The 22,452-nt window shown below is 65.7% G+C and carries 20 protein-coding genes; 16 read left to right on the forward strand and 4 right to left on the reverse strand.

All coding sequences use genetic code 11. The features are described 5' to 3' along the window. Positions 1-38 precede the first annotated feature (38 nt). The 6 genes from iolD (at position 39) to AC1DRE_RS12710 (ending at position 7,966) form a co-directional block, all read left to right on the forward strand. Positions 39-1,967: a 3D-(3,5/4)-trihydroxycyclohexane-1,2-dione acylhydrolase (decyclizing) gene (gene iolD / locus AC1DRE_RS12685; protein WP_476985064.1), complete on the forward strand. Its 1,929-nt coding sequence runs from the start codon at positions 39-41 to the stop codon at positions 1,965-1,967. 44 nt (positions 1,968-2,011) lie between these two features. After that, complete coding sequence (locus AC1DRE_RS12690; protein WP_476984969.1) at positions 2,012-3,523, forward strand: CoA-acylating methylmalonate-semialdehyde dehydrogenase; 1,512 nt, start codon at positions 2,012-2,014, stop codon at positions 3,521-3,523. 91 nt (positions 3,524-3,614) lie between these two features. Next, positions 3,615-4,526 (forward strand): sugar phosphate isomerase/epimerase family protein, encoded by a 912-nt coding sequence (locus tag AC1DRE_RS12695; RefSeq protein WP_476984970.1) that lies wholly within the window; start codon positions 3,615-3,617, stop codon positions 4,524-4,526. A 37-nt stretch (positions 4,527-4,563) separates the two neighbouring features. After that, positions 4,564-5,577 (forward strand): Gfo/Idh/MocA family protein, encoded by a 1,014-nt coding sequence (locus tag AC1DRE_RS12700; protein WP_476984971.1) that lies wholly within the window; start codon positions 4,564-4,566, stop codon positions 5,575-5,577. 116 nt (positions 5,578-5,693) lie between these two features. Beyond that, positions 5,694-6,569, forward strand: coding sequence for a sugar phosphate isomerase/epimerase family protein (locus tag AC1DRE_RS12705; protein ID WP_476984972.1), 876 nt, complete (start codon positions 5,694-5,696; stop codon positions 6,567-6,569). After that, entirely contained in the window at positions 6,566-7,966 is a 1,401-nt protein-coding gene (locus tag AC1DRE_RS12710) for a sugar porter family MFS transporter (protein ID WP_476984973.1), read from the forward strand. Before AC1DRE_RS12705 ends, AC1DRE_RS12710 begins: the two co-directional genes overlap by 4 nt. A 102-nt stretch (positions 7,967-8,068) precedes the next feature. Here the strand turns inward: AC1DRE_RS12710 and AC1DRE_RS12715 are convergent, their stop codons facing one another. Continuing rightward, positions 8,069-8,518, reverse strand: coding sequence for a MarR family winged helix-turn-helix transcriptional regulator (locus AC1DRE_RS12715; protein ID WP_476984974.1), 450 nt, complete (start codon positions 8,516-8,518; stop codon positions 8,069-8,071). Between the two features lie 164 nt (positions 8,519-8,682). Here AC1DRE_RS12715 and AC1DRE_RS12720 point away from each other — a divergent pair, with 164 nt between their 5' ends. From AC1DRE_RS12720 to AC1DRE_RS12755, 8 genes are all read left to right on the forward strand, one after another. Continuing rightward, positions 8,683-9,912: an MFS transporter gene (locus tag AC1DRE_RS12720; RefSeq protein WP_476984975.1), complete on the forward strand. Its 1,230-nt coding sequence runs from the start codon at positions 8,683-8,685 to the stop codon at positions 9,910-9,912. A gap of 55 nt (positions 9,913-9,967) precedes the next feature. Next, on the forward strand, positions 9,968-10,795 hold the full coding sequence (locus tag AC1DRE_RS12725; protein WP_476984976.1) for an aldo/keto reductase: 828 nt from the start codon (positions 9,968-9,970) through the stop codon (positions 10,793-10,795). Between the two features lie 216 nt (positions 10,796-11,011). Continuing rightward, positions 11,012-12,007, forward strand: a complete 996-nt coding sequence (locus AC1DRE_RS12730) for a substrate-binding domain-containing protein (protein ID WP_476984977.1) — start codon at positions 11,012-11,014, stop codon at positions 12,005-12,007. A gap of 64 nt (positions 12,008-12,071) precedes the next feature. Further along, positions 12,072-13,139 carry an ABC transporter permease gene (locus tag AC1DRE_RS12735; RefSeq protein ID WP_476984978.1) on the forward strand — a complete coding sequence of 356 codons (1,068 nt, stop codon included), beginning with the start codon at positions 12,072-12,074 and terminating at the stop codon, positions 13,137-13,139. Between the two features lie 13 nt (positions 13,140-13,152). After that, positions 13,153-14,070 carry an ATP-binding cassette domain-containing protein gene (locus AC1DRE_RS12740; protein ID WP_476984979.1) on the forward strand — a complete coding sequence of 306 codons (918 nt, stop codon included), beginning with the start codon at positions 13,153-13,155 and terminating at the stop codon, positions 14,068-14,070. 118 nt (positions 14,071-14,188) lie between these two features. Beyond that, entirely contained in the window at positions 14,189-15,304 is a 1,116-nt protein-coding gene (locus AC1DRE_RS12745) for a Gfo/Idh/MocA family oxidoreductase (protein WP_476984980.1), read from the forward strand. Beyond that, the gene (locus tag AC1DRE_RS12750; RefSeq protein WP_476984981.1) at positions 15,304-16,089 is read left to right on the forward strand and encodes a TIM barrel protein; all 786 of its coding nucleotides are present in this window, start codon (positions 15,304-15,306) and stop codon (positions 16,087-16,089) included. Before AC1DRE_RS12745 ends, AC1DRE_RS12750 begins: the two co-directional genes overlap by 1 nt. Continuing rightward, positions 16,086-17,120: a Gfo/Idh/MocA family protein gene (locus AC1DRE_RS12755; protein ID WP_476984982.1), complete on the forward strand. Its 1,035-nt coding sequence runs from the start codon at positions 16,086-16,088 to the stop codon at positions 17,118-17,120. Before AC1DRE_RS12750 ends, AC1DRE_RS12755 begins: the two co-directional genes overlap by 4 nt. Positions 17,121-17,242: 122 nt before the next feature. On the opposite strand, the gene iolB is transcribed toward AC1DRE_RS12755, so the two are convergent. The 3 genes from iolB to AC1DRE_RS12770 form a co-directional block, all read right to left on the reverse strand. Continuing rightward, on the reverse strand, positions 17,243-18,142 hold the full coding sequence (iolB, locus tag AC1DRE_RS12760; protein ID WP_476984983.1) for a 5-deoxy-glucuronate isomerase: 900 nt from the start codon (positions 18,140-18,142) through the stop codon (positions 17,243-17,245). A gap of 53 nt (positions 18,143-18,195) precedes the next feature. Continuing rightward, the gene (locus AC1DRE_RS12765; RefSeq protein WP_476984984.1) at positions 18,196-18,936 is read right to left on the reverse strand and encodes a GntR family transcriptional regulator; all 741 of its coding nucleotides are present in this window, start codon (positions 18,934-18,936) and stop codon (positions 18,196-18,198) included. A 189-nt stretch (positions 18,937-19,125) separates the two neighbouring features. Continuing rightward, a complete protein-coding gene (locus tag AC1DRE_RS12770) occupies positions 19,126-19,938 on the reverse strand; it encodes a gamma-glutamyl-gamma-aminobutyrate hydrolase family protein (RefSeq protein ID WP_476984985.1) in 813 nt (270 codons plus the stop codon). A gap of 198 nt (positions 19,939-20,136) precedes the next feature. Between AC1DRE_RS12770 and AC1DRE_RS12775 the strand changes: the two genes are divergently transcribed. Both AC1DRE_RS12775 and AC1DRE_RS12780 read left to right on the forward strand, forming a co-directional pair. Then, positions 20,137-20,844: a FadR/GntR family transcriptional regulator gene (locus AC1DRE_RS12775; protein WP_104173590.1), complete on the forward strand. Its 708-nt coding sequence runs from the start codon at positions 20,137-20,139 to the stop codon at positions 20,842-20,844. Positions 20,845-21,049: 205 nt separating this feature from the next. Then, entirely contained in the window at positions 21,050-22,423 is a 1,374-nt protein-coding gene (locus tag AC1DRE_RS12780; RefSeq protein WP_476984986.1) for an MFS transporter, read from the forward strand. Positions 22,424-22,452: the final 29 nt, after the last annotated feature.

The raw sequence follows: 22,452 nt of genomic DNA on the forward strand, positions 1-22,452 counted from the left end.
TTCCCATGGGGACGAGAACAGCAACCGGAACCCGTCGTATGACCGTGGCCCAGGCCGTGGTGGAATACCTTTCCAAGCAGTACACCGTTGACTCTGTCGGCGGGCTGGATTACCGGGAACGCCTGATTCCCGGAACGTTCGGCATCTTCGGGCACGGCAACGTTGCCGGCGTCGGCCAGGCCCTCAAGCAGTACCAGCAGCTCGATCCCGCGATCATGCCGTACTACCAGGGCCGCAACGAACAGGCCCAGGCGCACCAGGCTGTGGGCTACGCCCGGCACACCCGGCGCCGCCAGACGTTCGCGATCAGCACCTCGATCGGGCCGGGGTCCTCGAACCTGCTCACCGGGGCGGCACTGGCCACCACCAACCGCCTGCCGGTGCTGCTGCTCCCGAGTGACACCTTTGCCACCCGCGCCGCGGACCCCGTCCTGCAGCAGCTCGAGCAGCCCTACGCCTACGACATCACCGTCAACGACGCCTTCCGGCCGCTGTCCAAGTTCTTCGACAGGGTGACCCGGCCCGAGCAGCTCTTCTCCGCGTTCCACCACGGCCTGCGCGTCCTGACCGACCCGGCAGAAACCGGCGCCGTGACCATCTCGCTGCCGCAGGATGTCCAGGCCGAGGCGTTCGAGGTGCCCGGGGAGTTCCTGGCCGAGCGCGAGTGGCGCATCCGCCGCCCCGAGGCCGAGGACGGGGACATCCGCCGTGCCGCGGAAGCCATCCGTGCCGCGAAACGCCCGCTCATCATTGCCGGCGGCGGCGTCCTCTACGCCTACGCCAACGACGAACTCGCGACGTTCGTCGAACTGACTGGCATCCCGGTGGGCAACACCCAGGCCGGCGTCGGCGTCCTGCCCTGGGACCACAAGTTCTCCCTCGGTGCGATCGGTTCCACCGGCACGACGGCGGCGAACGCCATCGCAGCCGAAGCGGACCTGATCATCGGGATCGGCACGCGCTATGAGGACTTCACCACCGCGTCGCGGACCGCGTTCCAGAACCCGGACGTGAAGTTCATCAACATCAACGTGGCCGCCATCGACGCGTACAAGCACGGCACCTCGCTGCCGATCGTCGCCGATGCCCGCAAGGCCCTGGTCAAGCTGAACCAGGCCCTGGGCGGCTACCGCGTCGGTGCCGACCTGGAACAGCGGATCGCTGCCGAGAAGAAGCGCTGGGACGCCACGGTGGACGAAGCGTTCGACACCCGGTTCACGCCGCTGCCGGCCCAGAACGAGATCATCGGCGCCACCAGCCGGGCCATGGACGCGGCGGACGTCGTCATTTGCGCCGCGGGGTCCCTGCCCGGTGACCTGCACAAGATGTGGCGTGTCCGGGACCCCTTCGGCTACCACGTCGAATACGCCTACTCCTGCATGGGCTACGAAATCCCCGGCGGGCTGGGCGTCAAACGCGCGGCGCTGGCGGAGGCCGCGCGCGGCGGTGAACAGCGCGACGTCGTGGTCATGGTGGGGGACGGCTCCTACCTGATGATGCACACCGAACTGGTCACCGCCGTCGCCGAACGGATCAAGCTGATCGTGGTCCTGATCCAGAACCACGGCTACGCCTCCATCGGCTCGCTCTCCGAGATGCTGGGTTCGCAGCGGTTCGGCACGCAGTACCGTGCGCTGAACGAGGAACAGCACAGCTTCGACGAAGGCGAAACCCTTCCGGTGGACCTGGCCCTTAACGCCGAAAGCCTCGGCGTGAAGGTGATCAGGATCGAACCGGGGGAGAAGGTCATCGCCGAACTCGAGCAGGCCATCCGCGACGCCAAGGCCGCCCCCGAGCGCGGCGGGCCCATCCTGATCCACGTCGAATCCGACCCGCTGCTGGATGCCCCGAGTTCCGAATCATGGTGGGACGTTCCGGTCTCCCAGGTTTCCGATCTCGATTCCACCCGGCAGGCGTTCCAGACCTACACCGACCACAAGAACCGCCAGCGCAAACTGCTCGGCTAATTTCCCAGACACACACTCCCCACAGACCAAGGAAGTCCAACACCATGTCAACGACGACCGTCACCACCACGATCAACCACTTCATCAACGGCGCCGAGACTGCCGGCGAGGGCACCCGCACCCAGCCCGTCTACAACCCGGCCACCGGTGCCGTGTCCGCGGAGCTGCGGCTGGCCAACCGGGCGGACCTGGACGCCACCGTGGCCGCCGCCCGCGCCGCCGCCGACAGCTGGGGCGACATTTCCCTGGCCAAGCGCACCGCTGTGCTGTTCAAGTTCCGCGAACTCGTAGCTTCCCACGTGGACGAGCTCGCCGAACTGATCACCGCAGAGCACGGCAAGGTCCTCTCCGACGCCAAGGGCGAGATCGGCCGCGGCCTGGAGGTCATCGAGTTCGCCTGCGGCATCCCGCAGCTGCTCAAGGGCGACTACTCCGACCAGGTCTCCACCGGCATCGACGTCTTCTCCTTCCGCGAGCCGCTCGGCGTCGTCGCCGGCATCACCCCGTTCAACTTCCCCGTGATGGTGCCGCTGTGGATGGCTCCGATGGCGATTGCCACCGGCAACTCCTTCATCCTCAAGCCCTCCGAACGCGACCCGTCCGCCTCGATGCTGCTGGCCAAGCTATGGAAGCAGGCCGGACTGCCCGACGGCGTCTTCCAGGTCCTGCACGGCGACAAGGAAACCGTGGACGGGCTCCTGACCCACCCGGACGTGGACGGCATCTCGTTCGTCGGCTCCACCCCGATCGCCCAGTACGTCCACGAGACCGCCACCAAGCACGGCAAGCGGGTCCAGGCCCTGGGCGGCGCGAAGAACCACGCGATCGTGATGCCCGACGCGGACCTGGACAACGCCGCGGACCACCTCGCCGCCGCCGCCTTCGGCTCCGCCGGCGAACGCTGCATGGCCATCTCCGTCGCCGTCGCCGTCGGCGATGCCGCCGATCTGCTGGTCAAGAAGGTCGAGGAGCGTGCCCTGGCCGTCAAGGTCAACAACGGCACCGCGCCCGACGCCGAAATGGGACCGGTCATCACGCCCGCCTCCAAGGAACGCATCGTGAAGATCGTCACCGAGGCGGAAGCCGCGGGAGCGGCCATGGTGGTGGACGGCCGCGACCTGGTGGTCCCCGGCCACGAGGAAGGCTTCTGGGTCGGCCCCACCGTCCTGGACCACGTCAAGGCCGAAATGACCGCCTACACCGAGGAAATCTTCGGACCGGTCCTCGTCGTCGTCCGCGTCGAGGACCTGGAGGCAGGCATCAGCCTGATCAACTCCAACCCCTACGGCAACGGCACCGCCATCTTCACCTCCTCCGGCGCCAACGCCCGCAAGTTCCAGCGCTCCGTGACAGTGGGCATGATCGGCATCAACGTGCCGCTGCCCGTGCCGGTGGCCTACCACTCCTTCGGCGGCTGGAAGGCCTCACTGTTCGGTGACAAGCACATCTACGGCCCGGAAGGCGTTTCCTTCTACACCCGTGGCAAAGTAGTCACCTCACGCTGGCCTGAGCCCACCCACGCCTCGGGTGCCTCGTACAACTTCCCGTCCAACTAGCGACCCGACTACCCACCATCGACTGCTCCGTAACCGCCGTTTTGAGCGTCCAAAACGGCACTTGTGGAGCAATCGATGAGAAGGAATGGTAATGACTGAGAACAAGCTGATCATCGGCACCGCACCGGACTCCTGGGGCGTCTGGTTTGCGGATGACCCCAAGCAGGCTCCGTGGGAGCGGTTCCTCGACGAAGTGGCCGAATCCGGCTACAAGTGGATCGAACTCGGCCCCTACGGCTACCTGCCGAACGACCCCACCCGGCTGGCCGAGGAGCTCAAGCAGCGCGATCTGAAGGTCACTGCGGGAACGGTCTTCACCGCATTCCACCGCGGGCTGGACCAGTGGGAGACGGCCTGGGAACCGGCCCGCAAGGTCGCCGAGCTCACGGCGGCCATGGGCGGCGAGCACATCGTGGTCATCCCGGCCATGTGGCGCGACGACGTCACCGGCGAAGCGGTGGAAAGCGGCCAGCTCACCGAGAAGGCCTGGAGCGACCTGTTTGCCGGTCACAACCGCCTGGGCAAGACCCTGCTGGAGGACTTCGGCCTGAAGCAGCAGTTCCACTCCCACGCTGATTCCCACGTCGGAGCCCAGGAAGACATCGAAACCCTGCTGGCCGCCACGGATTCGAAATACCTGAACCTGTGCCTGGACACCGGCCACGCCGAATACTGCGGAGCCTCCAGCCTGGAGCTGATCAAGAATTACCCGGACCGCATCGGCTACCTGCACCTGAAGCAGATCAACCCGGACATCCTCAGGAAGGTTAACGAGGAAAACATGACCTGGGCCGCCGCAAACCTTGCCGGCGTCATGACCGAGCCGCCGAACGGGCTGCCCGACCTCCGCGCCGTCATCGAAGCAGTGGAGGCACTGAACCGCCCCATCTTCGGCATCGTGGAGCAGGACATGTACCCCGTGGCCTTCGACGTTCCCATGCCGATCGCCAAGCGCACCCGCAATTACCTGCTGTCCTGCGGTTCCCGCACGGCCGTCAACTAACAGCTGCCCAGGCCGCCTGAAACGTAAGGAAAGAACAATGACTGAAACCCTTCGTGTCGCCGTCATCGGCGCCGGCCGCATGGGCGCGGATCACATCCAGCGCCTCAGCAAGCGCATCCACGGCGCTGAAGTCGCCGCCGTCGTGGACGTGGACCTCGCCCGCGCCCAGGCAGCCATCGAAGGCATCCCGGGCGCAGTGGCCCTCTCCGATGCAGACGAGGCGCTGAACAACGGCGACGTCAACGCAGTTCTGATTGCCACCCCCGGCTTCCTGCACGAGGACATCCTGCTGAAAGCACTTGCCAGGGACATCCCGATCCTCTGCGAAAAGCCGCTCACCCCGGACGCCGAATCAGCATGGAAGATCGTCGAAGCCGAGGAAAAGCTGGGCCACAAGCGCATCCAGGTGGGCTTCATGCGCCGCTTTGACGCCGAATACGCAGCCCTGGGACAGGTCATCCGCGACCGCGAACTGGGCGAACTGCTGATGCTGCACCACCAGCACCGCAACCCCACCACGCCGCCGGGCTTCACCAACGAGATGCTGATCAACGATTCGGTGGTGCACGAATTCGACGCCATCCGGTTCTTCACGGGCGAGGAAATCACCAGCGTCCAGGTCCGCCTGGGCAAGGCCACGAAGAACGCCCCGGCCGGCCAGCACGATCCCCAGCACGTCCTGGTGGAAACCGAGTCAGGCGTGCTCGCCGACGTCGAAATCTACGTCAACGCGAAGTTCGGCTACGAAGTGGCCACGCAGGCCGCGTTCGAAGACGGCATCGTCAACATTGGCGGCGACAAGGGACCGTACACCCGCAGCGCCGGCCGCTGGGGCGGCAACGTCACCCCCGGCTTCGAAGAGCGGTTCGGTGCGGCGTACGACGTCGAAATCCAGGCCTGGGTCGACGCTGCACTCCGCGGCGAAATCGGCGGCCCCACCGCTTGGGACGGTTACGCCACCGCGGCGTGCTGCGAAGCAGGCGTGGAAGCACAGAAGAACGGCGAAAAGATCACCGTGAAACTGAACGACAAGCCCGCCCTCTACAGCTAAGCCCGTTCGCCCCAGGAGTTTTTGTCCAGGTAACGCGACATCAAGGCCCCTTTGGGCGCGTTATCTGGACAAAAACTCGGTTCGAAAACTGACTGATCCACAATGGAGTGTTCCTCGTGAAAATCGCACTTGACCCCACGCCGTTCCATCACTCGCACGGCCTGCTTGAATTTCCCCGGGTGGTGGCGGACCTCGGCTACAAGTACATGCAGATGACCCCGCACGCCGACTTCATCCCGTTCTACAACCACCCGAAGGCCGATGACGAACTGGTGGGCAAGCTCAACAAGGCCTGCAAGGACGTGGGGATCGAGATCGCCTCTGTGCTTCCCGTGCTCCGCTGGTCCGGGCCGGACGAGGATGCCCGCGAAGCAGCCGTCCGTTACTGGAAGCGTGTCATCCAGATCACCGTGGACCTCGGCGTCAGCACCATCAACACCGAATTCAGCGGCCGCCCGGAAAAGGCCGAAGAATCAGAGCGAGCCTTCTACCGCTCCATGGAAGAGCTGTTGCCCATCATCGAACGCGAGGGCATCGACCTGCTGATCGATCCGCACCCGGACGACTTCGTGGAGGAGGGCCTTGCTGCCATCCGCGTCATCCGCGGCCTGAACTCCAAGAACGTGGGCCTGGTGTACGTGGCCTCGCACAGCTTCCATATGAAGAACGCGCCCCTGGACATCATGCGCGCCGCGGGGGACAAGCTCCGCCTGGTCCATGTTGCAGACACCATGGACCACCACGCCTCGCACGGCCTGCGCTACATCACCAACCCGCCCGGCAACGCGGTCCGCGTGCACCAGCACCTGAAGATCGGCGACGGCGACGTCAACTGGGACGAGTTCTTCGGCGGCCTGCAGGAAATCGGCTTCCTGGACAGCGACGACACGGTCATGGTGTCCAGTGTCTTTGCCGAGGACGACAACGCGGCGGACGTTTCGCGCTACCAGTTGGAGACAATGAAGCAGTACGTCCAAAAGGTCAGCCTATGACGACCGCCGTCACCGGACAGCAGCGGCCGGTCAACCACAAACGGGCGCTGCGGACTGTCACCATCATTTCCACCTTCGGAGGACTGCTCTTCGGCTACGACACCGGGGTTATCAACGGCGCGCTGCCCTACATGCAGGAGGACCTGGGCCTCAGCCCACTGACCGAGGGTCTCGTGACGTCCTCGCTGCTGTTCGGAGCGGCGTTCGGGGCGCTGTTCGGCGGCCGCCTCGCAGACCGCAACGGCCGCCGCAAGATGATCATGGTCCTCGCCGTGGTCTTCCTGGTCGGTACCCTCGCCTGTACCTTTGCGCCGAGCACCGGGGTGATGATCGCAGCCCGTTTTGTCCTTGGGCTGGCCGTCGGCGGCGCCTCGGTGACGGTTCCCGTCTACCTGGCCGAAGTCTCGCCCAGCGCCCTTCGCGGCCGGATCGTGACCCAGAACGAGCTCATGATCGTCACCGGCCAGCTGCTGGCCTTCATCTTCAATGCCTACCTCGGAAACACCTTCGGCGAAGCCGGCGGCATCTGGCGGTGGATGCTGGTGATCGCCACCCTGCCGGCCATTGCGCTGTGGGTCGGGATGAACTTCATGCCCGAAAGCCCCCGATGGCTTGCTTCGATGGGGAGCTTCGGCGAAACCCTGAGCGTGCTCCAGCGGATCCGATCCCAGGCGGAGGCGCGCACTGAATTCGAAGAGGTCAAGTCCATGGCCGTTGAGGACTACAAGTCCAAGATGGGCTCCTGGCAGGACCTCGGCATTCCCTGGCTCCGGCGGATCTTTATTGTGGGCATCGGCCTGGCCGTCATCCAGCAGATCACCGGCGTCAACTCGATAATGTACTACGGCACGCAGATCCTGGCTCAGTCCGGCTTCGGCCGCGAAGCCGCGCTGACCGCCAACATCGCCAACGGCGTCATTTCCGTGTTGGCAACATTCGTAGGCATCTGGCTGCTGGGCAAGGTGGGGCGGCGCAAGATGCTCATTACCGGCCAGATCGGCACCACTGCGGCACTGCTGCTTATCGGCTTCTTCTCGCTCGTCCTGCCTGAAGGAACCGGCCGCGGCTTTGTGATCCTGGCCCTGACCGTCACGTTCCTGGCCTTCCAGCAGGGCGCCATTTCGCCCGTCACCTGGCTGATGCTCTCGGAGATCTTCCCGCTGAAGATCCGTGGCCTGGGCATGGGCGCCTCGGCGTTCGTGCTGTGGATCGTGAACTTCCTGATCGGTTTCGGATTCCCGCAGCTCCTGGCCACCATCGGCATCTCCAGCACGTTCTTCGTGTTCGCCGGCCTCGGAGTAGGAGCCATCCTCTTCGCGGCCAGGTACGTTCCCGAGACCAAGGACAAGAGCCTGGAAGACCTGGAACACTTCTTCAAGAACGTGGCCGGAAAGTAGGGCCGGCAAGCAGCAAGCCCCGCGGGCGCGCTTCGGCGCGGCGCGGGGCTTTTTCTGTGCGGGCTCTTGCCCAGCCTCTTGTTTGCGGGGCTCCTTTGGGACCTAGGCGTGCGCGTGCAGTTTGGGCAGTGCGTCGACCAGCGGGGCTAGCTCGGGTACGGTCTGCGCTTCGGCGAGAGCGCGTTCCAGCGTGGCGTCGTGGGTGGGGCGTGCCTCTTCAAGCAGCCTGATTCCGTTGTCGGTGAGTTCGGTGTAGATGCCGCGCCGGTCATCGGCGCAGAGGATGCGGGTCAGCAGGCCGCGGTCCTCGAGCCTGTTTACCAGCCGCGTGGTGGCGCTGGCGCTGAGCGCGGTGGCGCGGGCCAGCTGCTGCATGCGCATGTGCCAGCCGTCCTGGCGGCTGAGGGCGTCCAGCACCGTGTATTCGACGACGGAGAGCTGGGCTTCGGCCTGGAGCGAGCGCTCCAGTTCCGACTCGATCAGGCCGTGCAAGGCCGCGAGGGTCCGCCAGCCCTGCGCGCGGACTTCAACGGCGTCGTCCTTGATGCCCATCTGGTACTTCCCTTCGGATCGTGTACCCGCGGCTGTGAAACGGGGCACAACAAATAATAGTTGCTTGCGCGTGGTATCTGCTTGTGCAACAATAAATAACGCGTCTGCAACTACTAGCTTACGCGCCCTACCCCATTCCGTACAGTTTTCGAAGGAGCTTCACCATGCCTATTGGCCTGATAGCCCTCGCCCTCGGCGGGTTCGGGATCGGACTCACCGAGTTCGTGATCATGGGCCTGCTGCCCGAGGTTGCCGCTGACTTCAGCATCAGCGAGGCCACAGCCGGCTGGCTGATCTCCGGCTACGCCCTCGCCGTCGTCGTCGGCGCCCTCCTGCTCACCGCGGCCGTGACCCGCTTCGAGCGCAAGCCCGTCCTGGCCGTGCTGATGGTGCTGTTCATCGGCGGCAACCTGGTCTCCGCACTCGCCCCCGACTACTCCATGATGATGATCGGCCGCATCATTGCCGCCCTGGCCCACGGTGCGTTCTTCGGCATCGGAGCAGTAGTGGCCGCTGACATGGTGGCCCCCACCAAGAAGGCCGGCGCCATCGCCATCATGTTCACCGGACTCACCGCCGCCAACGTCCTGGGCGTCCCGTTCGGCACCATGCTCGGCCAGGCCGCCGGCTGGCGCTCCACCTTCTGGGCCATCACCGGCATCGGCGTCCTGGCCCTCGTCGGCATCCTGACCCTGGTCCCCAAGACCGGCCGCGGCGACACCGCCCCCGGAAGCCTCCGCAGCGAACTGTGCGCCTTCCGCTCCGGCCAGGTCTGGCTGTCCATCCTCGTCACCATCCTCGGCTACGGCGGCATGTTCGGCGCCTTCACCTACATTGCCTTCACCCTCACCGAGGTCACCGGCTTCGCGGCCTCCACCGTGCCCTGGCTCCTGATCCTCTTCGGCGTTGGACTGTTCATCGGCAACACCGTGGGCGGCAAGGCCGCGGACCGAAACGTGGACCGCACCCTCCTGGTGGTCCTGGCAGTGCTCGTGGCGGTCCTCGTGGCCTTCGCGCTGACCGCCGGCAACCAGCCCCTCACCATCGCCTCCATCGTCCTGCTCGGCGGCTTCGGCTTCGCGACGGTCCCCGGCCTGCAGATGCGGGTCATGAAATACGCCCACAGCGCCCCCACCCTGGCCTCCGGCGCCAACATCGGCGCGTTCAACGTCGGAAACGCCCTCGGCGCCTGGCTCGGCGGCGTGACCATCACCGCCGGCCTCGGCTACACCTCACCGATCTGGGCCGGAGCCGGCATCACGCTCCTGGGCCTCGGCGTGATGGCCATCGCCGCAGCCGGCGCCAAACGGTACACCGCCGCCGGGTCCGTGGCCGAAGCGCCGGCGTCGGAAGCATCCGTCCCTGCTGCCGCCGAGCCGGCCGCCGCCCGCTGACACTGCACCACCACCGCTGCATCGCGACTACCGCATTACAACCTCTGGAGACACCATGACCTCAATGCCTACCGTCACCCTCAACAACGGCGTGGAGATGCCCCAGCTCGGCTTCGGCGTGTTCCAGGTCCCCGACGACGAAACTACCGCCGCGGTCACCGCCGCCCTCGCCGCCGGTTACCGCAGCATCGATACGGCTGCCATCTACGGCAACGAAGAAGGCACCGGCCGCGCATTGGCGGAGTCCGGCATTCCCCGTGAGGACCTGTTCGTCGCCTCCAAGCTCTGGATCGAGGACCTCGGCTACGAACCGACGCTTGCCGCCTTCGAGGCGAGCCTGGACAAGCTCGGGCTGGAGTACCTCGACCTCTACCTGATCCACTGGCCGGCTCCGGAATCCGACAAGTACGCGGACTCGTGGTTGGCGCTGGAGAAGCTCCTGGCCGACGGTAGGGTCCGGGCCATTGGGGTCTCCAATTTCCTGCCCGAACATGTGCAGCGGCTCGTTGACCTGGGCGGAACGGTGCCTGCCGTCAACCAGGTTGAACTCCACCCCGCGCTGCAGCAACGCGACGTCGTAGTGTCCAACGGCGCCCACGGCATCGTCACTGAGGCGTGGAGCCCGCTGGCGCAGGGCGCGGTGCTGGACGATCCGGCCATTGTCGAGATCGCGGCCCGTCACGGCCGCACGCCGGCCCAGGTTGTGCTGCGTTGGCACCTGCAGCAGGGGAGGGTTGTCATTCCCAAATCGGTGACGCCGGCCCGCATCAGGGAGAACCTCGACGTGTTCGGCTTCACCCTCTCCGCCGGGGAGCTTGCGGCCGTTGACGCCCTTGAGAACGACGGGCGCACCGGCCCGCACCCTGCCGACTTTCACGGCTAGGTGCCCCGGAACGTCCCGGGCTAACAAGCCGGGGGTGGCGGCAAACAGCCGTCGCCTCCGGCTTTTTTAGTGCGATATGACCCCGATCCAAGTTAAAACATCCTAATGTCAGGACAAACTATTGACATTAGTGAACTGAATCACCATGATCGAGGTAGACAGTGCTCCGGAGGCTGCAGAGTGGCAGCCCGGAACCTGAGATCGAAGGAGATTAAGGTGGCACAATTTTCCTGGCGCAAAGCGGCTCTCGTCGCAGCGGTAGTCCCGATGATGGCTCTCAGCGCCTGCTCCAGCAGTGGCGGTAAGCCGGCTGACAGCGGCAACGCCGGCGGCGCCGGACAGGCAGCAAGCACTCCCCGAATGAAGGTGGCTCTTATCACCCACGCCGCAGCAGGCGACACATTCTGGGACATCGTCCGCAAGGGTGCGGAGGAAGCCTCCTCGAAGGACAATGTCGAGCTCCTCTACACCAGTGACCCCGAAGCTGGGCGCCAAGCGCAGCTCATTCAGCAGGCCATCGACCAGAAGGTGGACGGAATCGCTGTCACCCTGGCCAAGCCGGATGCCTTGAAGGATGCCTTGAAGAAAGCGACCGACGCCGGCATTCCCGTGGTCAGCCTCAACGCAGGCGAAAGTGTCTCCGCGCAGTTGGGTGCCTTTACGCACTTCGGCTCGAACGAAAAGCTCGCCGGCGAGGCGGTCGGTACCGAGCTGGCTTCCCGGAACTTCAAGCACCCGGTATGTGTCATCCAGGAGCAGGGCCACGTGGGTCTCGAGGCGCGGTGCGCCGGCGTCAAGGGCAAAGTACCCGGAACCGAGATCCTTTACGTTGACGGCAAGGACATGACCTCGGTCCAGTCCACGGCGACCGCAAAGCTCCAGGCAGCCAAGGATGCAGACGTGATCATCGGCTTGGGGGCCCCAATCACGCTGACGCTGCTCAAGTCGGTCACGGACGCGGGCAGCTCGGCAAAGGTGGCCAGCTTCGACTTGAACGCCGACCTTGCCCAGAAAATCGTGGATGGCTCCGTAATCTTCACTGTCGATCAGCAGCCGTGGCTTCAGGGTTACATGTCCATTGATTCCCTCTGGCAGGCCAAACGCGGCGGCTTCAAGCTTGGCGGCGGACAGCCTGTGCTGACCGGTCCCACCATCGTGGACAAGTCGAACGCTTCCGACGTCCTCAAATTCGCCCAGCAAGGCGTCCGCTAGATCCAGGATTCTGGCCGCGCGACGGGTGACCGTCGCGCGGCCTGACCAACAAGGAGTTCTTCCCATGGCAAACACAGCAACCCTGCCGCCGGCGCCGGCTTCGGCCCCCCGGCCACGTGCTGACGAACGTGTAGGGCAACGAAGCCCGTTCCAGAAGCTCCTGGGCCGCCCCGAAGTGGGTGCGCTCGTTGGAGCAGTGGTCCTTTTCGTCTTCTTCGCGCTGGTCTCCTCGACCTTTACCCAGCCCAACGCCCTGGCCACCATCCTGTACGGTTCCTCGACAATCGGGATCATGGCTGTGGGGGTGTCGCTGCTGATGATCGGCGGCGAGTTTGACCTCTCCACCGGTGTGGCCGTGATCTCGTCCGCGCTGACCGCCTCCCTGTTCAGCTGGAACTTCTCGCTGAACGCGTGGGTCGGCGTGGTGCTGGCGCTGGTCGTTTCGCTCAGCATTGGTTTCATTAACGGCTGGATCCTCGTCAAGACGAAACTTCCCAGCTTCATCGTCACGTTGGCGACATTCCTGATGCTGACGGGCCTCAACCTCGCCCTGACGCGCCTCATCGGCGGCAGCGTGTCCTCGCCGTCCATCTCCAAGCTCGACGGCTTCGATTCCGCCCACGCGGTGTTCGCCTCGTCCATCAGCCTCGGCGGTGTCGAGGTCAAGATTACGGTGTTCTTTTGGATCATCCTCGTAGCCGTTGCTTCGTGGGTGCTTCTCCGCACGAAGGTTGGCAACTGGATCTTCGCCGTTGGCGGGGACGCCAACGCTGCCCGTGCCGTGGGTGTTCCGGTGACCAAGACCAAGATCGGCCTGTTCATGGCAGTCGGCTTCTGCGGCTGGATCCTGGGCATGCACAACCTGTTCGCTTTCGATGCCGTGCAGTCCGGTGAGGGTGTGGGCAATGAATTCCTTTACATCATCGCCGCGGTCATCGGCGGCTGCCTGCTCACCGGCGGTTACGGCTCAGCGGTGGGCGGCGCGATCGGCGCGTTCATCTTCGGTATGGCCAACAAGGGCATCGTCTACGCACAGTGGAACCCGGACTGGTTCAAGTTCTTCCTGGGCCTGATGCTGCTGCTGGCCACCATCGTCAACCTCATCGTCAAGCGCCGCGCGGAACTGAAGTAAAGGGGCCGGAGAAATGAATGCCAACGAGATTGACCAGCAGACGCTGCTCCAGAATGAGAAGGATCCCCTCACCCACACCCCGGTGCACCTGCTCTCCCTCGACGGGGTCGGCAAGCACTACGGCAACATCATCGCACTGAGCGATGTGACCATGGCGGTGGACAACGGCCGGGTCACCTGCGTGCTGGGCGACAACGGTGCCGGGAAGTCCACCCTGATCAAGATCATCGCAGGCCTGCACCAGCACGACGCCGGGGTCCTGAACGTCATGGGCGAGGAACGGAAGTTCACCTCGCCGCGTGACGCCCTGGACGTCGGGATCGCCACCGTCTACCAGGACCTCGCAGTTGTGCCCTTGATGCCGATCTGGCGCAACTTCTTCCTCGGATCGGAACTGACCAGCGGCTTTGGCCCGTTCAAGAGCATGGATGTCGAGAAGATGAAGGACATCACGCTCAAGGAACTCGCCGAGATGGGCATCGACCTGCGCGACGTCGAGCAGCCGATCGGCCAGCTCTCCGGCGGTGAGCGCCAGTGTGTCGCGATCGCCCGCGCCGTGTACTTCGGCGCGAAGGTCCTGATCCTCGATGAGCCCACAGCGGCCCTTGGCGTGAAGCAGTCCGGTGTGGTGCTCCGCTACATCCTGCAGGCCCGCGACCGCGGCCTCGGGGTCATCTTCATTACGCACAACCCGCACCATGCCTTCCCCGTCGGTGACCGGTTCCTGCTGCTCAAGCGCGGCAAGTCGATCGGCTACTACGACAAGAAGGACATCACGCTCGACGAGCTCACCGCCCAGATGGCCGGCGGCGCCGAACTCGCCGAACTCGCCCACGAACTCGAACAACTCGGCGGGCACGGGGACGTCGTGAAAGAAGTCAAGAGCGAAGTGGCCGAAGTGGCGCAGACCTCCGGGACGTCCCGCAGCTGACCTTCCGCCCCAGCCGGCTGAGCAGGGCCCGCCCACCCGGGCCGCCCCGTTTCAGCCGTGCCACGGCCTGATACCTGCCGGGCCCAAGCAGCTTTGAATAACCGAAAGGACCAGAACATTGGCCTATATCACCCAAAACTCTTCCGGAGCCCCGGCTCCCGTGCGGATCGGGCTCATCGGCTCCGGCTGGATGGGCGGGTTCCACGCTGAAAGCATCGCCCGCCGCGTTCCGGGTGCCGTCCTCGCGGCCATCGCCGATCCCAACGTTGAATCCGCTGAGGCACTGGCCCGGTCCCTGGGCACAGCCAAAGTGACTGCCAACGCCGAGGACATCCTGGCGGATCCCGACATCGACGCGGTGATCATCGCGAGCCCGGCGCGCTTCCACTCTTCCCTCATCGCTCAGGCGGCTGCCGCGGGGAAGCACGTTTTCTGCGAGAAGCCCGCCGGACAGGGGCTCGACGAGCTCGATGCTGCCCTGGCCGCGGTGGAGGCAGCCGGCGTGCACTTCCAGGTCGGCTTCAACCGGCGGTACGCAGATGACTTCCAGGCTGCCAAGAAGGACCTTGCCGCCGGTGTGGCCGGCACGCCGCAACTCCTGCGTTCACTGACCCGCGACCCGGGCAACGGAAGTATCCCGAATGCTGCCAGGGTCCCGGCGTGGACCATTTTCCTGGAGACCCTGATCCACGACTTCGACACCCTCAACTGGTTCAACGAAGGTGCCGAGCCGGTGGAGGTCTACGCCATTGCGGACGCCCTCGTGGAGCCCGGCCTCCGTGACCAGGGGTTCCTGGACACGGCAGTGGTGACCATCCGCTACAGCAACGGTGCCGTGGCCGTGGCGGAGGCGAACTTCAGCGCGCTCTATGGCTACGACATCCGCGGCGAGGTTTTCGGTTCGAAGGGAATGGTGCAGGCCGGCCGGGCCACGGAAACGGCAGCCCGGCGCTACACGGCCGAGGGAATGTCCGCCGCAACCCCGAGGCTCAACGTTGAACTCTTCCGGCAGGCGTACACGGATGAACTGGCCGATTTTGCGGCTGCGGTGCGTTCACAGCGCGACGGCATGCCGCCGTCGTCGTCCGATATCACGCTCACGCCGGGTGCCGCCGACGCCAGACGCGCGTTGGCCATGGCGCTGGCCTGCATCGAGTCGGTCAAGCAAGGCGCTCCGGTGGCGGTAGCAGGGCTCGCAGCAGCAGCCGGGCTCCGTAACGAGGCCGGAGCCTGATGCGGCTGGCAGTTTGCGCCGAGATGGTCTTCACCGACCTGCCTTTTGTGGAACGCGTGCGCCGGATCCACGAGTCCGGCTTCGACGTCGAACTCTGGGATTCGCGGACCAAGGACATCGGTGCGCTCAAAGCCACCGGGGCGGTGTTTTCCTCCATGACGGGCTACACCTCGGGCAGCCTGGTGGACCCGGACACAGCCGATGACGTGGTGAAAACAGCCGAGTCGCTGATCCCTACCGCGCTCGAACTGGGTGTCAGCCGTATGGTGGTGCACCCGGCGGAGCTCATTGACGGCCATGCCGCGCGGCCTGTCTATCGTTCCACCGGCCGCATGTGGAGCACCGGTGCCCGGACCCTGGAGCGGCTTGGCAGGCTTGGCGCGAAATACGGCGTGACGTTCTGCCTTGAGAACCTCAACACGGTGCTGGACCATCCGGGCATCCCGCTGGCACGCGCGAAGGACACGCTGGCGCTGGTGGAAGCCGCCGGGCACCCCAACGCGAAACTCATGCTGGATCTGTATCACGCGCAGTTGGGGGAGGGTAACCTCATTGAGCTGGTGCGGTCGGCCCTGCCGCACCTCGGCGAGATCCAAGTGGCGGACGTCCCGGGCCGCTGCGAACCGGGGACCGGGGAAATCAACTATGCGGCTGTCGCGAGGGCGCTCGCCGACGCAGGCTACCAGGGCACCGTTGGCATGGAAGCCTGGGCCAAGGGCGACAGCGCCGCGGCACTGGATGCCTTCCGGGCAGCGTTCACTGTTCATGCGGAGGAGAAATCATGAAGGACGTCATTCTGGGCCTGGTCGGCGTGGGGCGGATCGGCGTAATGCACGCCAACAACATCGCCGCACTGAACGGGGTCTTCAATCCGGAGGGCATCAACGTCAGGCTCCGGCTCACGGACGTCGCCGCAGACCACGCCCGGACAGTCGCGGCCGGGCTCGGCGCCGAATTCCTTCCCTCCGTGGAGGCACTCCTGGCTTCCGGTATCGACGGCCTGGTCATTGCCACGGGGACGGGAACCCACCCCAAGCTGATCCGGGCCGGAGTGGATGCAGGGATCCCGGTCTTTTGCGAGAAGCCGGTCGCCATGAACGTGGCCGATGCCTTGCCGGTGCTGGACTATGTCCGGGAAAGGCAGGGCGTGGTGCAGATCGGCCATCAGCGCCGCTTTGACACCGGCTACCTGGAAGCCCGCCGGGCCTACCAGGCCGGAGAGCTGGGCTGGATCCATTCGCTGCGGGCGGTCACGTGCGATATGACGCCTCCGCCCGTGGAGTTCCTGGCCGGCTCCGGCGGACTCTTTCGGGACTGCTCCGTGCACGATTTCGACATCCTTCGCTGGCTGACCGGCCGGGAAATAGTCGAGGTCTACGCCAAGGGTTCCAACAACGGTGACCCGGCCATCGGGGAAGTGGGCGACGTGGACACGGCCCTGGCGCTGGTGACGTTCGACGACGGGACGGTCGGAACCGTCTCAGCCACCCGGTACAACGGAGCCGGGCACGACGTCCGCCTGGAAATCCAGGGTTCACGCCGTTCGCTGATGGTGGGGCTGGACGACAAGACGGCGGTGGCCTCGGCCGAAGCCGGCGTCGGCTTCCCGGCGGGGGAGCCGCACAAGACGTTCGCCGAACGGTTCGACCAGGCGTACCGCTCCGAGACGGAAGCCTTCGTGGAACTGATCCTGGGCCGGCGGGAGAACCCGTGCACGCCCGAAGACGCCGTGGCTGCATCCCGGGTGGCCGATGCTGCCCAGGAATCGCTGGCAACGGGAGTTCCGGTCCGCGTGGCCCAGGAAGTGGCCCGCTAGCCCCGGCCCGCTAGTCCCGGCGTGGCCCGCTAGTTCCGGACCGGCCCGGCCCGGAACCGCCGTCGAACATGACTGATGCCCCTCACCGCGCGCGGTGAGGGGCATCAGTTGGCTTTGGGCGCCTAGGCTCCGAACGGAAGCCGCGGGTCCACGTCCTGGCCTTCCCAGGTCTGGCGGATCCAGCCGTGGTGCGGGTCATCGCTGATGAGCCAGTCGCGGACCGGCCCTGGGCCGGCCATGACGTTCAGGTAGTACAGGTCGTAACCCGGGGCAGCCATCGCCGGACCGTGCCAGCCGTAGGGAACCAGGACCACGTCGCCCGTGCGGACCTCCGCCGAGACGTCAATGGGCCGTTCGTCCGAGGCGTACACCCGCTGGTAGCCGATGGCGTCCCCCTGCGGGCCGGATGCGGCCGGACCGCCCGGTGCCACCCGGGTCTCGAAGTAGTAAATCTCCTCGAGGCTGGTTTCGCCGTCCCTTTCCTCGTCGTGCTTGTGCGGGGGATAGGAGGACCAGTTGCCGGCCGGGGTGATGACTTCGCAGACGATGAAGCGGTCCGCTTCCAGCGCTGCGGGGGTGCCGAAGTTGTGCACCTGCCGGGAGCAGTTGCCGGCGCCCCGCAGCTCCACGGGAGTCTCGGCGGCCGTCACGAGCCGGGTCGGGTAGGCAGTGTTCGCGGGAGCCGTTGCGACCGCCACCCTGCCGCCGTCGGCCGAACTGATCGTGACGGTCCTCCCGGTGCCCGTGTAGAGCACGTCGCTGGGGCCGTTGAACACGCTGGCCCGGCCGGCGAGCCGGAAGTCCTCGCCGTCGACCGTGGCGGTGAAGGACCCGTTGAGCGGAACCACAATGCGCTCCTCACCGGCGGCGGGAAGTTCGACGGCGGCGCCGGCCGCCAGCGTCGCGACCTTGAGCCCGGTGTGGGCCCAGCCGTCCACCGCCAGGGCGGAGTCCGAAGTTCCCAGCGAGACGTCCCAGCTGCCGTCGGCAGCGGAACCCAGCGGATATACCCAGTTGGCCATAGATTTACTCTTTCGTTTACGTGCGTGCTGCCTGCAGCGCCTGGCGCTGGCGCCTAGCGCTGGACGAGGGTCATTTCAAAGCTGTAGGAGTCGCCGCGGTAGACGTGGTGCCCGGTTTCCACCATGCGGCCGGTGTCATCCACCGCGGTGCGTTCCATGGTCACCAGCGCCGAACCGGGCGGCGTGTCCAGCAGCGGCGCCTGGTAGTCGTTGGCCACCATGGCTCCGATGCGTTGCGAGGCCAGCCGGAAGTTCACTCCGCCGTTGCGCAGGATCGCGTACAGGCCCTGGGCGCCGAGCTGGGCTTCGTCGATGGGGGTGATGTCGTCGCGGACCCAGTTTTCCATCAGCGCCAGCGGCTTGCCGCCCACCTTGCGCAGCCTGGTGAAGTGGTAGACCTTTGCACCCGCGGGAAGCTGGAGCGCTTCACGCGTCGGTGCGTCGGCCTCGATATGGGAGAAGCTGAGCACGTCGGTGGTGGGCTTGCTGCCGTTGTTCGTGAGGTCATCGTAGAGGCTGGAGAGTTCCAGCGGCCTGCGGACCTGGCTGGAGACCACCTGCGTTCCCACGCCGCGCTTGCGCACCAGGAGGCCGGAACGCACCAGCTCGTCCATGGCCTTGCGCATGGTGGGGCGGGACAGGTTGAGCTGGGCGGCGAGGTCGATTTCGTTGTCGAGCCGGCTGCCCGGGGGGAGCAGTCCGGTGTGGATGGCGGACTCGATGCCCTGGACCACCTGGTGGTAGAGGGGCACCGGTGAAGAGCGGTCGATGCTGAGATTAAGTTGATTCGCCACTGAGCGCTCCCTTGTGCTCCGCGGGTCCCCATGGTGCCGGAGACCCCGCGTATGTCAGCGTATGTTCTCTTGATAGGACATACTGCCTTTTTGACGATAGTAGCAGGCTGATTTGGGGGTGCCAAGGACCGGCAACCGCATGCCTTCCCCTGTTGCGGCGTTCACCCACCAGCGGCCTTACCCGGCCGGTTAGGTCTGCTGACGCGCGCGGCAGGCCTCTACAAACGCGCGGAACGGGGCCACCCGTTCCTGCGCCGGGAGCTCCCGCGCTTCGGGATGCCACTGAACGGACGCCACCCAGCGTTCCGGGTCCTCGAGCGCTTCCACGGTGCCGTCGCCGGCAACCGCCGTCACCATCAGCCCGTCGGCGACCCGGGCCACTGCCTGGTGATGGCCGGAGGCTATCTTGACCGTGAGGCTGTCCCTCCTGCCAGGCTGCCCGTACAATCCGGCCACCTTGGAGCCCGGAGCAACGTCCACGTCGTGCCACGCCCACGGGCCGGTTCCGGCGCCATCGGGACCGTTCGGGCCTGCGCCATCTGCAGCCGCGGGCTCATGGTGTGTCACGGCGCTGACAGCCATGTCCTGGACGAGCGTGCCGCCATAAAGGACATTGAGGAGCTGGTGTCCGCGGCAGATCCCCAACAGCGGCATGCCCTGATCGATGGTCCCGCGGGCAACGGCCAGGTCCAGAGTGTCCTGCGCGAGGTTCACGTCGTAGCACGCGTCGCCCCGCTCCTCACCGTAAAGTCGCGGGTCAAGGTCGCCACCGCCGGGGAGTACGACGCCGTCGAGCCCCCTGAGCGTTTCGGCCAGCCGGCCGTCCCCGGAGTCCGCGGTAAGCAGTACAGGCTCCCCGCCGCCGTTGTGGACCAGGTCCACGATGAAATCGAACAGCTCGTTGGCTTCCCCCACCCGCGGGTCCGGGTCCAGGGAGCTGCTGAGCCGGACCGGAATTCCGATCCGGGGGCGGCCGGGCGGGGGCGGGGGCGGAGTGCGCATGATTCATTCTGCAACAGCCTGAAGCCGTTGGGCTTCCGCGCCGCCGGGCCACTCCGCGAACCCGGAAGCTGCCCCGGCAAAGCCGGACAAGCCGGACAAGTATGTCTCCGGACCGGCCGTGATGCTGAACCGGACCGCATTCGACAGTAATGTGGAAAGCACCCGCAGCAGCGGGCAAGACCGAAGGCAGGAGCCAGGATGGGCCGCAGGACACTCGTTGACGACCTCGTCGACGGCCTGCTCGACGACATCCTCGACGGCAAGCTGAAGCCGCACGATGCCATCCCGCCCGAAGCCGACATCGCCAAGGCCTACGAGGTCAGCAGGCTCACCGTGCGGGAAGCCCTCAAGGCGCTGAGGGCGCAGAACATCCTTTACGTGAAGGCCGGGCGCGGAACGTTCGTCAATCCCTCGGACAACTGGACCGGGCTGGATGCGATCTTCAAGGCCGCGTCGCACGGAAACGGTGCGGACCAGGTCTCCGTGGGGCTCATCGAGATGCGGCGCATGGTGGAAACCGGTGCCGCTGCCCTTGCCGCCAAGCGGCACACTCCCGAGCACGCCGAGCAGATGCGCGAGTGCATCGCGGACATGAAACGCTTCCACGAGGCCGGGGACCTGGACCGCTTTGTCGAGGCCGACATCGCCTTCCATGACGCCGTGCTGAAAGCCTCGGGCAATCCCTTTGTCCGGGCCCTGTTCGCGCAACTCGGACAGCTGCTCTACATGACGCGGCGGGAGACCTCGGCCGTGCCGGAAATCCAGTTGCACGCCATCGAGTACCACCAGAAGGTGCTGGACGGCATCCTGAGCGGTGACGCCGAAGTGTCCCGGCGAACCATGGACGAACACATGGACCAGACGTACCGCGACTACGAGCGTTACGTCCACCACCCCCAGCCCTGACATCGCCCGCGGAGCCAGCCAATCGCGCGCCCGCCGAATCACGCAAGGCTTGACGTAACCCAGATCACCCTCCTATGATCTTTCTCATGTTCTTCCGTCAGATGTCAGACATCAGACTTAGTTAGAAGTCGACGGAATCCCCTCCACATTCCCCATCGGATCAGCCGCTGTTCAGGCGCCGCATCCGTCAGATAGAAGGTCGACGATGACTTCACTCCCCATGCAGTCCGCAGGACTCGGCGAGCTCGGCGAACGCACGCTTCGCAAGGTCCGCCGCCGCGTCATGCCGCTGATTGTCCTGCTCTACTTTGTTGCCTACCTTGACCGCAACAACGTGGGCTTCGCCAAGCTCACCATGAGCGAGGACATCGGCCTCAGCGCCGCCGCCTATGGCCTGGGCGCCGGCATTTTCTTCCTCGGCTACGCGCTCCTGGAGGTTCCGAGCAACGCCGGCATGTACCGCTTCGGCGCGCGCAAGTGGCTCGCCCGGATCCTCATCACCTGGGGCATCTTCGCCACGGCCATGTGCATGGTCAACGGGGAAAGCACCTACTACATCATCCGGTTCCTGCTGGGTGCAGCCGAGGCCGGGTTCTTCCCGGCGATCCTTTTCTACCTGACCCTGTGGTTCCCTGCGGCCCAGCGCGTCACCGTCCTGGGCATCTTCATCCTGGCCCAGCCGGTATCCAACGCGCTCGGCGCTCCGGTGTCCGGACTGCTGCTGCAGATGGACGGCATCATGGGCTTGCAGGGCTGGCAGTGGCTGTACATCATCGAAGGCATCCCGGCCATCCTGCTGGGCCTGCTGACCCCGATCCTGATGACCGACCGGCCGCGGGACGCCAAATGGCTCAACACTGACGAACGCGAATGGCTCGCCACCACCATGGAGGCCGAACTGGCCGCCAAGTCCAAGGGCGGGAACCACAACTTCCTGGCCGGCCTGAAGGACAAGCGCACGCTGGTCTACTCGGCGCTGTACTTCGGCCTGGTCTGCGGCATCTACGGCCTCGGTCTCTGGATGCCCACCATCGTTGCAGCCCTGGGCAAGTTCTCCACCGCCGAAGTGGGATTCATCGTCTTCATTCCCTACGCCATCGCTGCGGTCTTTGTGTACTTCTGGAGCAAGCGGGCGGACCGGACAGGAAAGCGCGCCTGGCACACTGCCGTCAGCATGGTGCTCGCCGGCATGGGCCTGCTGGCAGCCGGGTACCTGCTCCCGGTGAACCCCATCCTGGCCCTGATTGCCCTCACTGCCTCTGCCATGGGGATCTACGGAGCCATTGCCCCGTTCCTGTCCATGCCGTCCGCGGCGCTCACCGGAGCAGCCGCTGCCTCGGGCCTGGCCCTGGTCAACTCCCTGGGCAACCTCGGCGGTTTCGTGGCACCCTACGCCGTTGGCATGCTCAAGGACGCCACGGGCAACAACCAGAGCGGCCTGCTGTTCCTGTCCTTCTGCCTGTGCGTGACCGCGGTGGCCACTTTCCTGTATGCACGTAAGCGGCCTGAGGGCGACGCCGCCCTGGATCCCGCAGTTGCGGCCGCAGCAGCGGTGAACGCAGCCAAAGTCCGCTCCTGACCGAACCCGAAGAACCCGACTGAACACCG

Source organism: Arthrobacter sp. P4_H3 (genome assembly GCF_056400885.1).

What these genes read in the sequence shown, in the direction of transcription:
- AC1DRE_RS12735 (WP_476984978.1), top strand. Translation starts at nt 12,072, where the DNA reads ATGGCAAACACAGCAACCCTGCCGCCGGCGCCGGCTTCGGCCCCCCGG.
- AC1DRE_RS12755 (WP_476984982.1), top strand. Translation starts at nt 16,086, where the DNA reads ATGAAGGACGTCATTCTGGGCCTGGTCGGCGTGGGGCGGATCGGCGTA.
- AC1DRE_RS12775 (WP_104173590.1), top strand. Translation starts at nt 20,137, where the DNA reads ATGGGCCGCAGGACACTCGTTGACGACCTCGTCGACGGCCTGCTCGAC.
- AC1DRE_RS12700 (WP_476984971.1), top strand. Translation starts at nt 4,564, where the DNA reads ATGACTGAAACCCTTCGTGTCGCCGTCATCGGCGCCGGCCGCATGGGC.
- AC1DRE_RS12715 (WP_476984974.1), bottom strand. Translation starts at nt 8,518, where the DNA reads ATGGGCATCAAGGACGACGCCGTTGAAGTCCGCGCGCAGGGCTGGCGG.
- AC1DRE_RS12690 (WP_476984969.1), top strand. Translation starts at nt 2,012, where the DNA reads ATGTCAACGACGACCGTCACCACCACGATCAACCACTTCATCAACGGC.
- AC1DRE_RS12770 (WP_476984985.1), bottom strand. Translation starts at nt 19,938, where the DNA reads ATGCGCACTCCGCCCCCGCCCCCGCCCGGCCGCCCCCGGATCGGAATT.
- AC1DRE_RS12720 (WP_476984975.1), top strand. Translation starts at nt 8,683, where the DNA reads ATGCCTATTGGCCTGATAGCCCTCGCCCTCGGCGGGTTCGGGATCGGA.
- AC1DRE_RS12695 (WP_476984970.1), top strand. Translation starts at nt 3,615, where the DNA reads ATGACTGAGAACAAGCTGATCATCGGCACCGCACCGGACTCCTGGGGC.
- iolD (WP_476985064.1), top strand. Translation starts at nt 39, where the DNA reads ATGACCGTGGCCCAGGCCGTGGTGGAATACCTTTCCAAGCAGTACACC.
- AC1DRE_RS12710 (WP_476984973.1), top strand. Translation starts at nt 6,566, where the DNA reads ATGACGACCGCCGTCACCGGACAGCAGCGGCCGGTCAACCACAAACGG.
- AC1DRE_RS12740 (WP_476984979.1), top strand. Translation starts at nt 13,153, where the DNA reads ATGAATGCCAACGAGATTGACCAGCAGACGCTGCTCCAGAATGAGAAG.
- AC1DRE_RS12780 (WP_476984986.1), top strand. Translation starts at nt 21,050, where the DNA reads ATGACTTCACTCCCCATGCAGTCCGCAGGACTCGGCGAGCTCGGCGAA.
- AC1DRE_RS12750 (WP_476984981.1), top strand. Translation starts at nt 15,304, where the DNA reads ATGCGGCTGGCAGTTTGCGCCGAGATGGTCTTCACCGACCTGCCTTTT.
- iolB (WP_476984983.1), bottom strand. Translation starts at nt 18,142, where the DNA reads ATGGCCAACTGGGTATATCCGCTGGGTTCCGCTGCCGACGGCAGCTGG.
- AC1DRE_RS12725 (WP_476984976.1), top strand. Translation starts at nt 9,968, where the DNA reads ATGACCTCAATGCCTACCGTCACCCTCAACAACGGCGTGGAGATGCCC.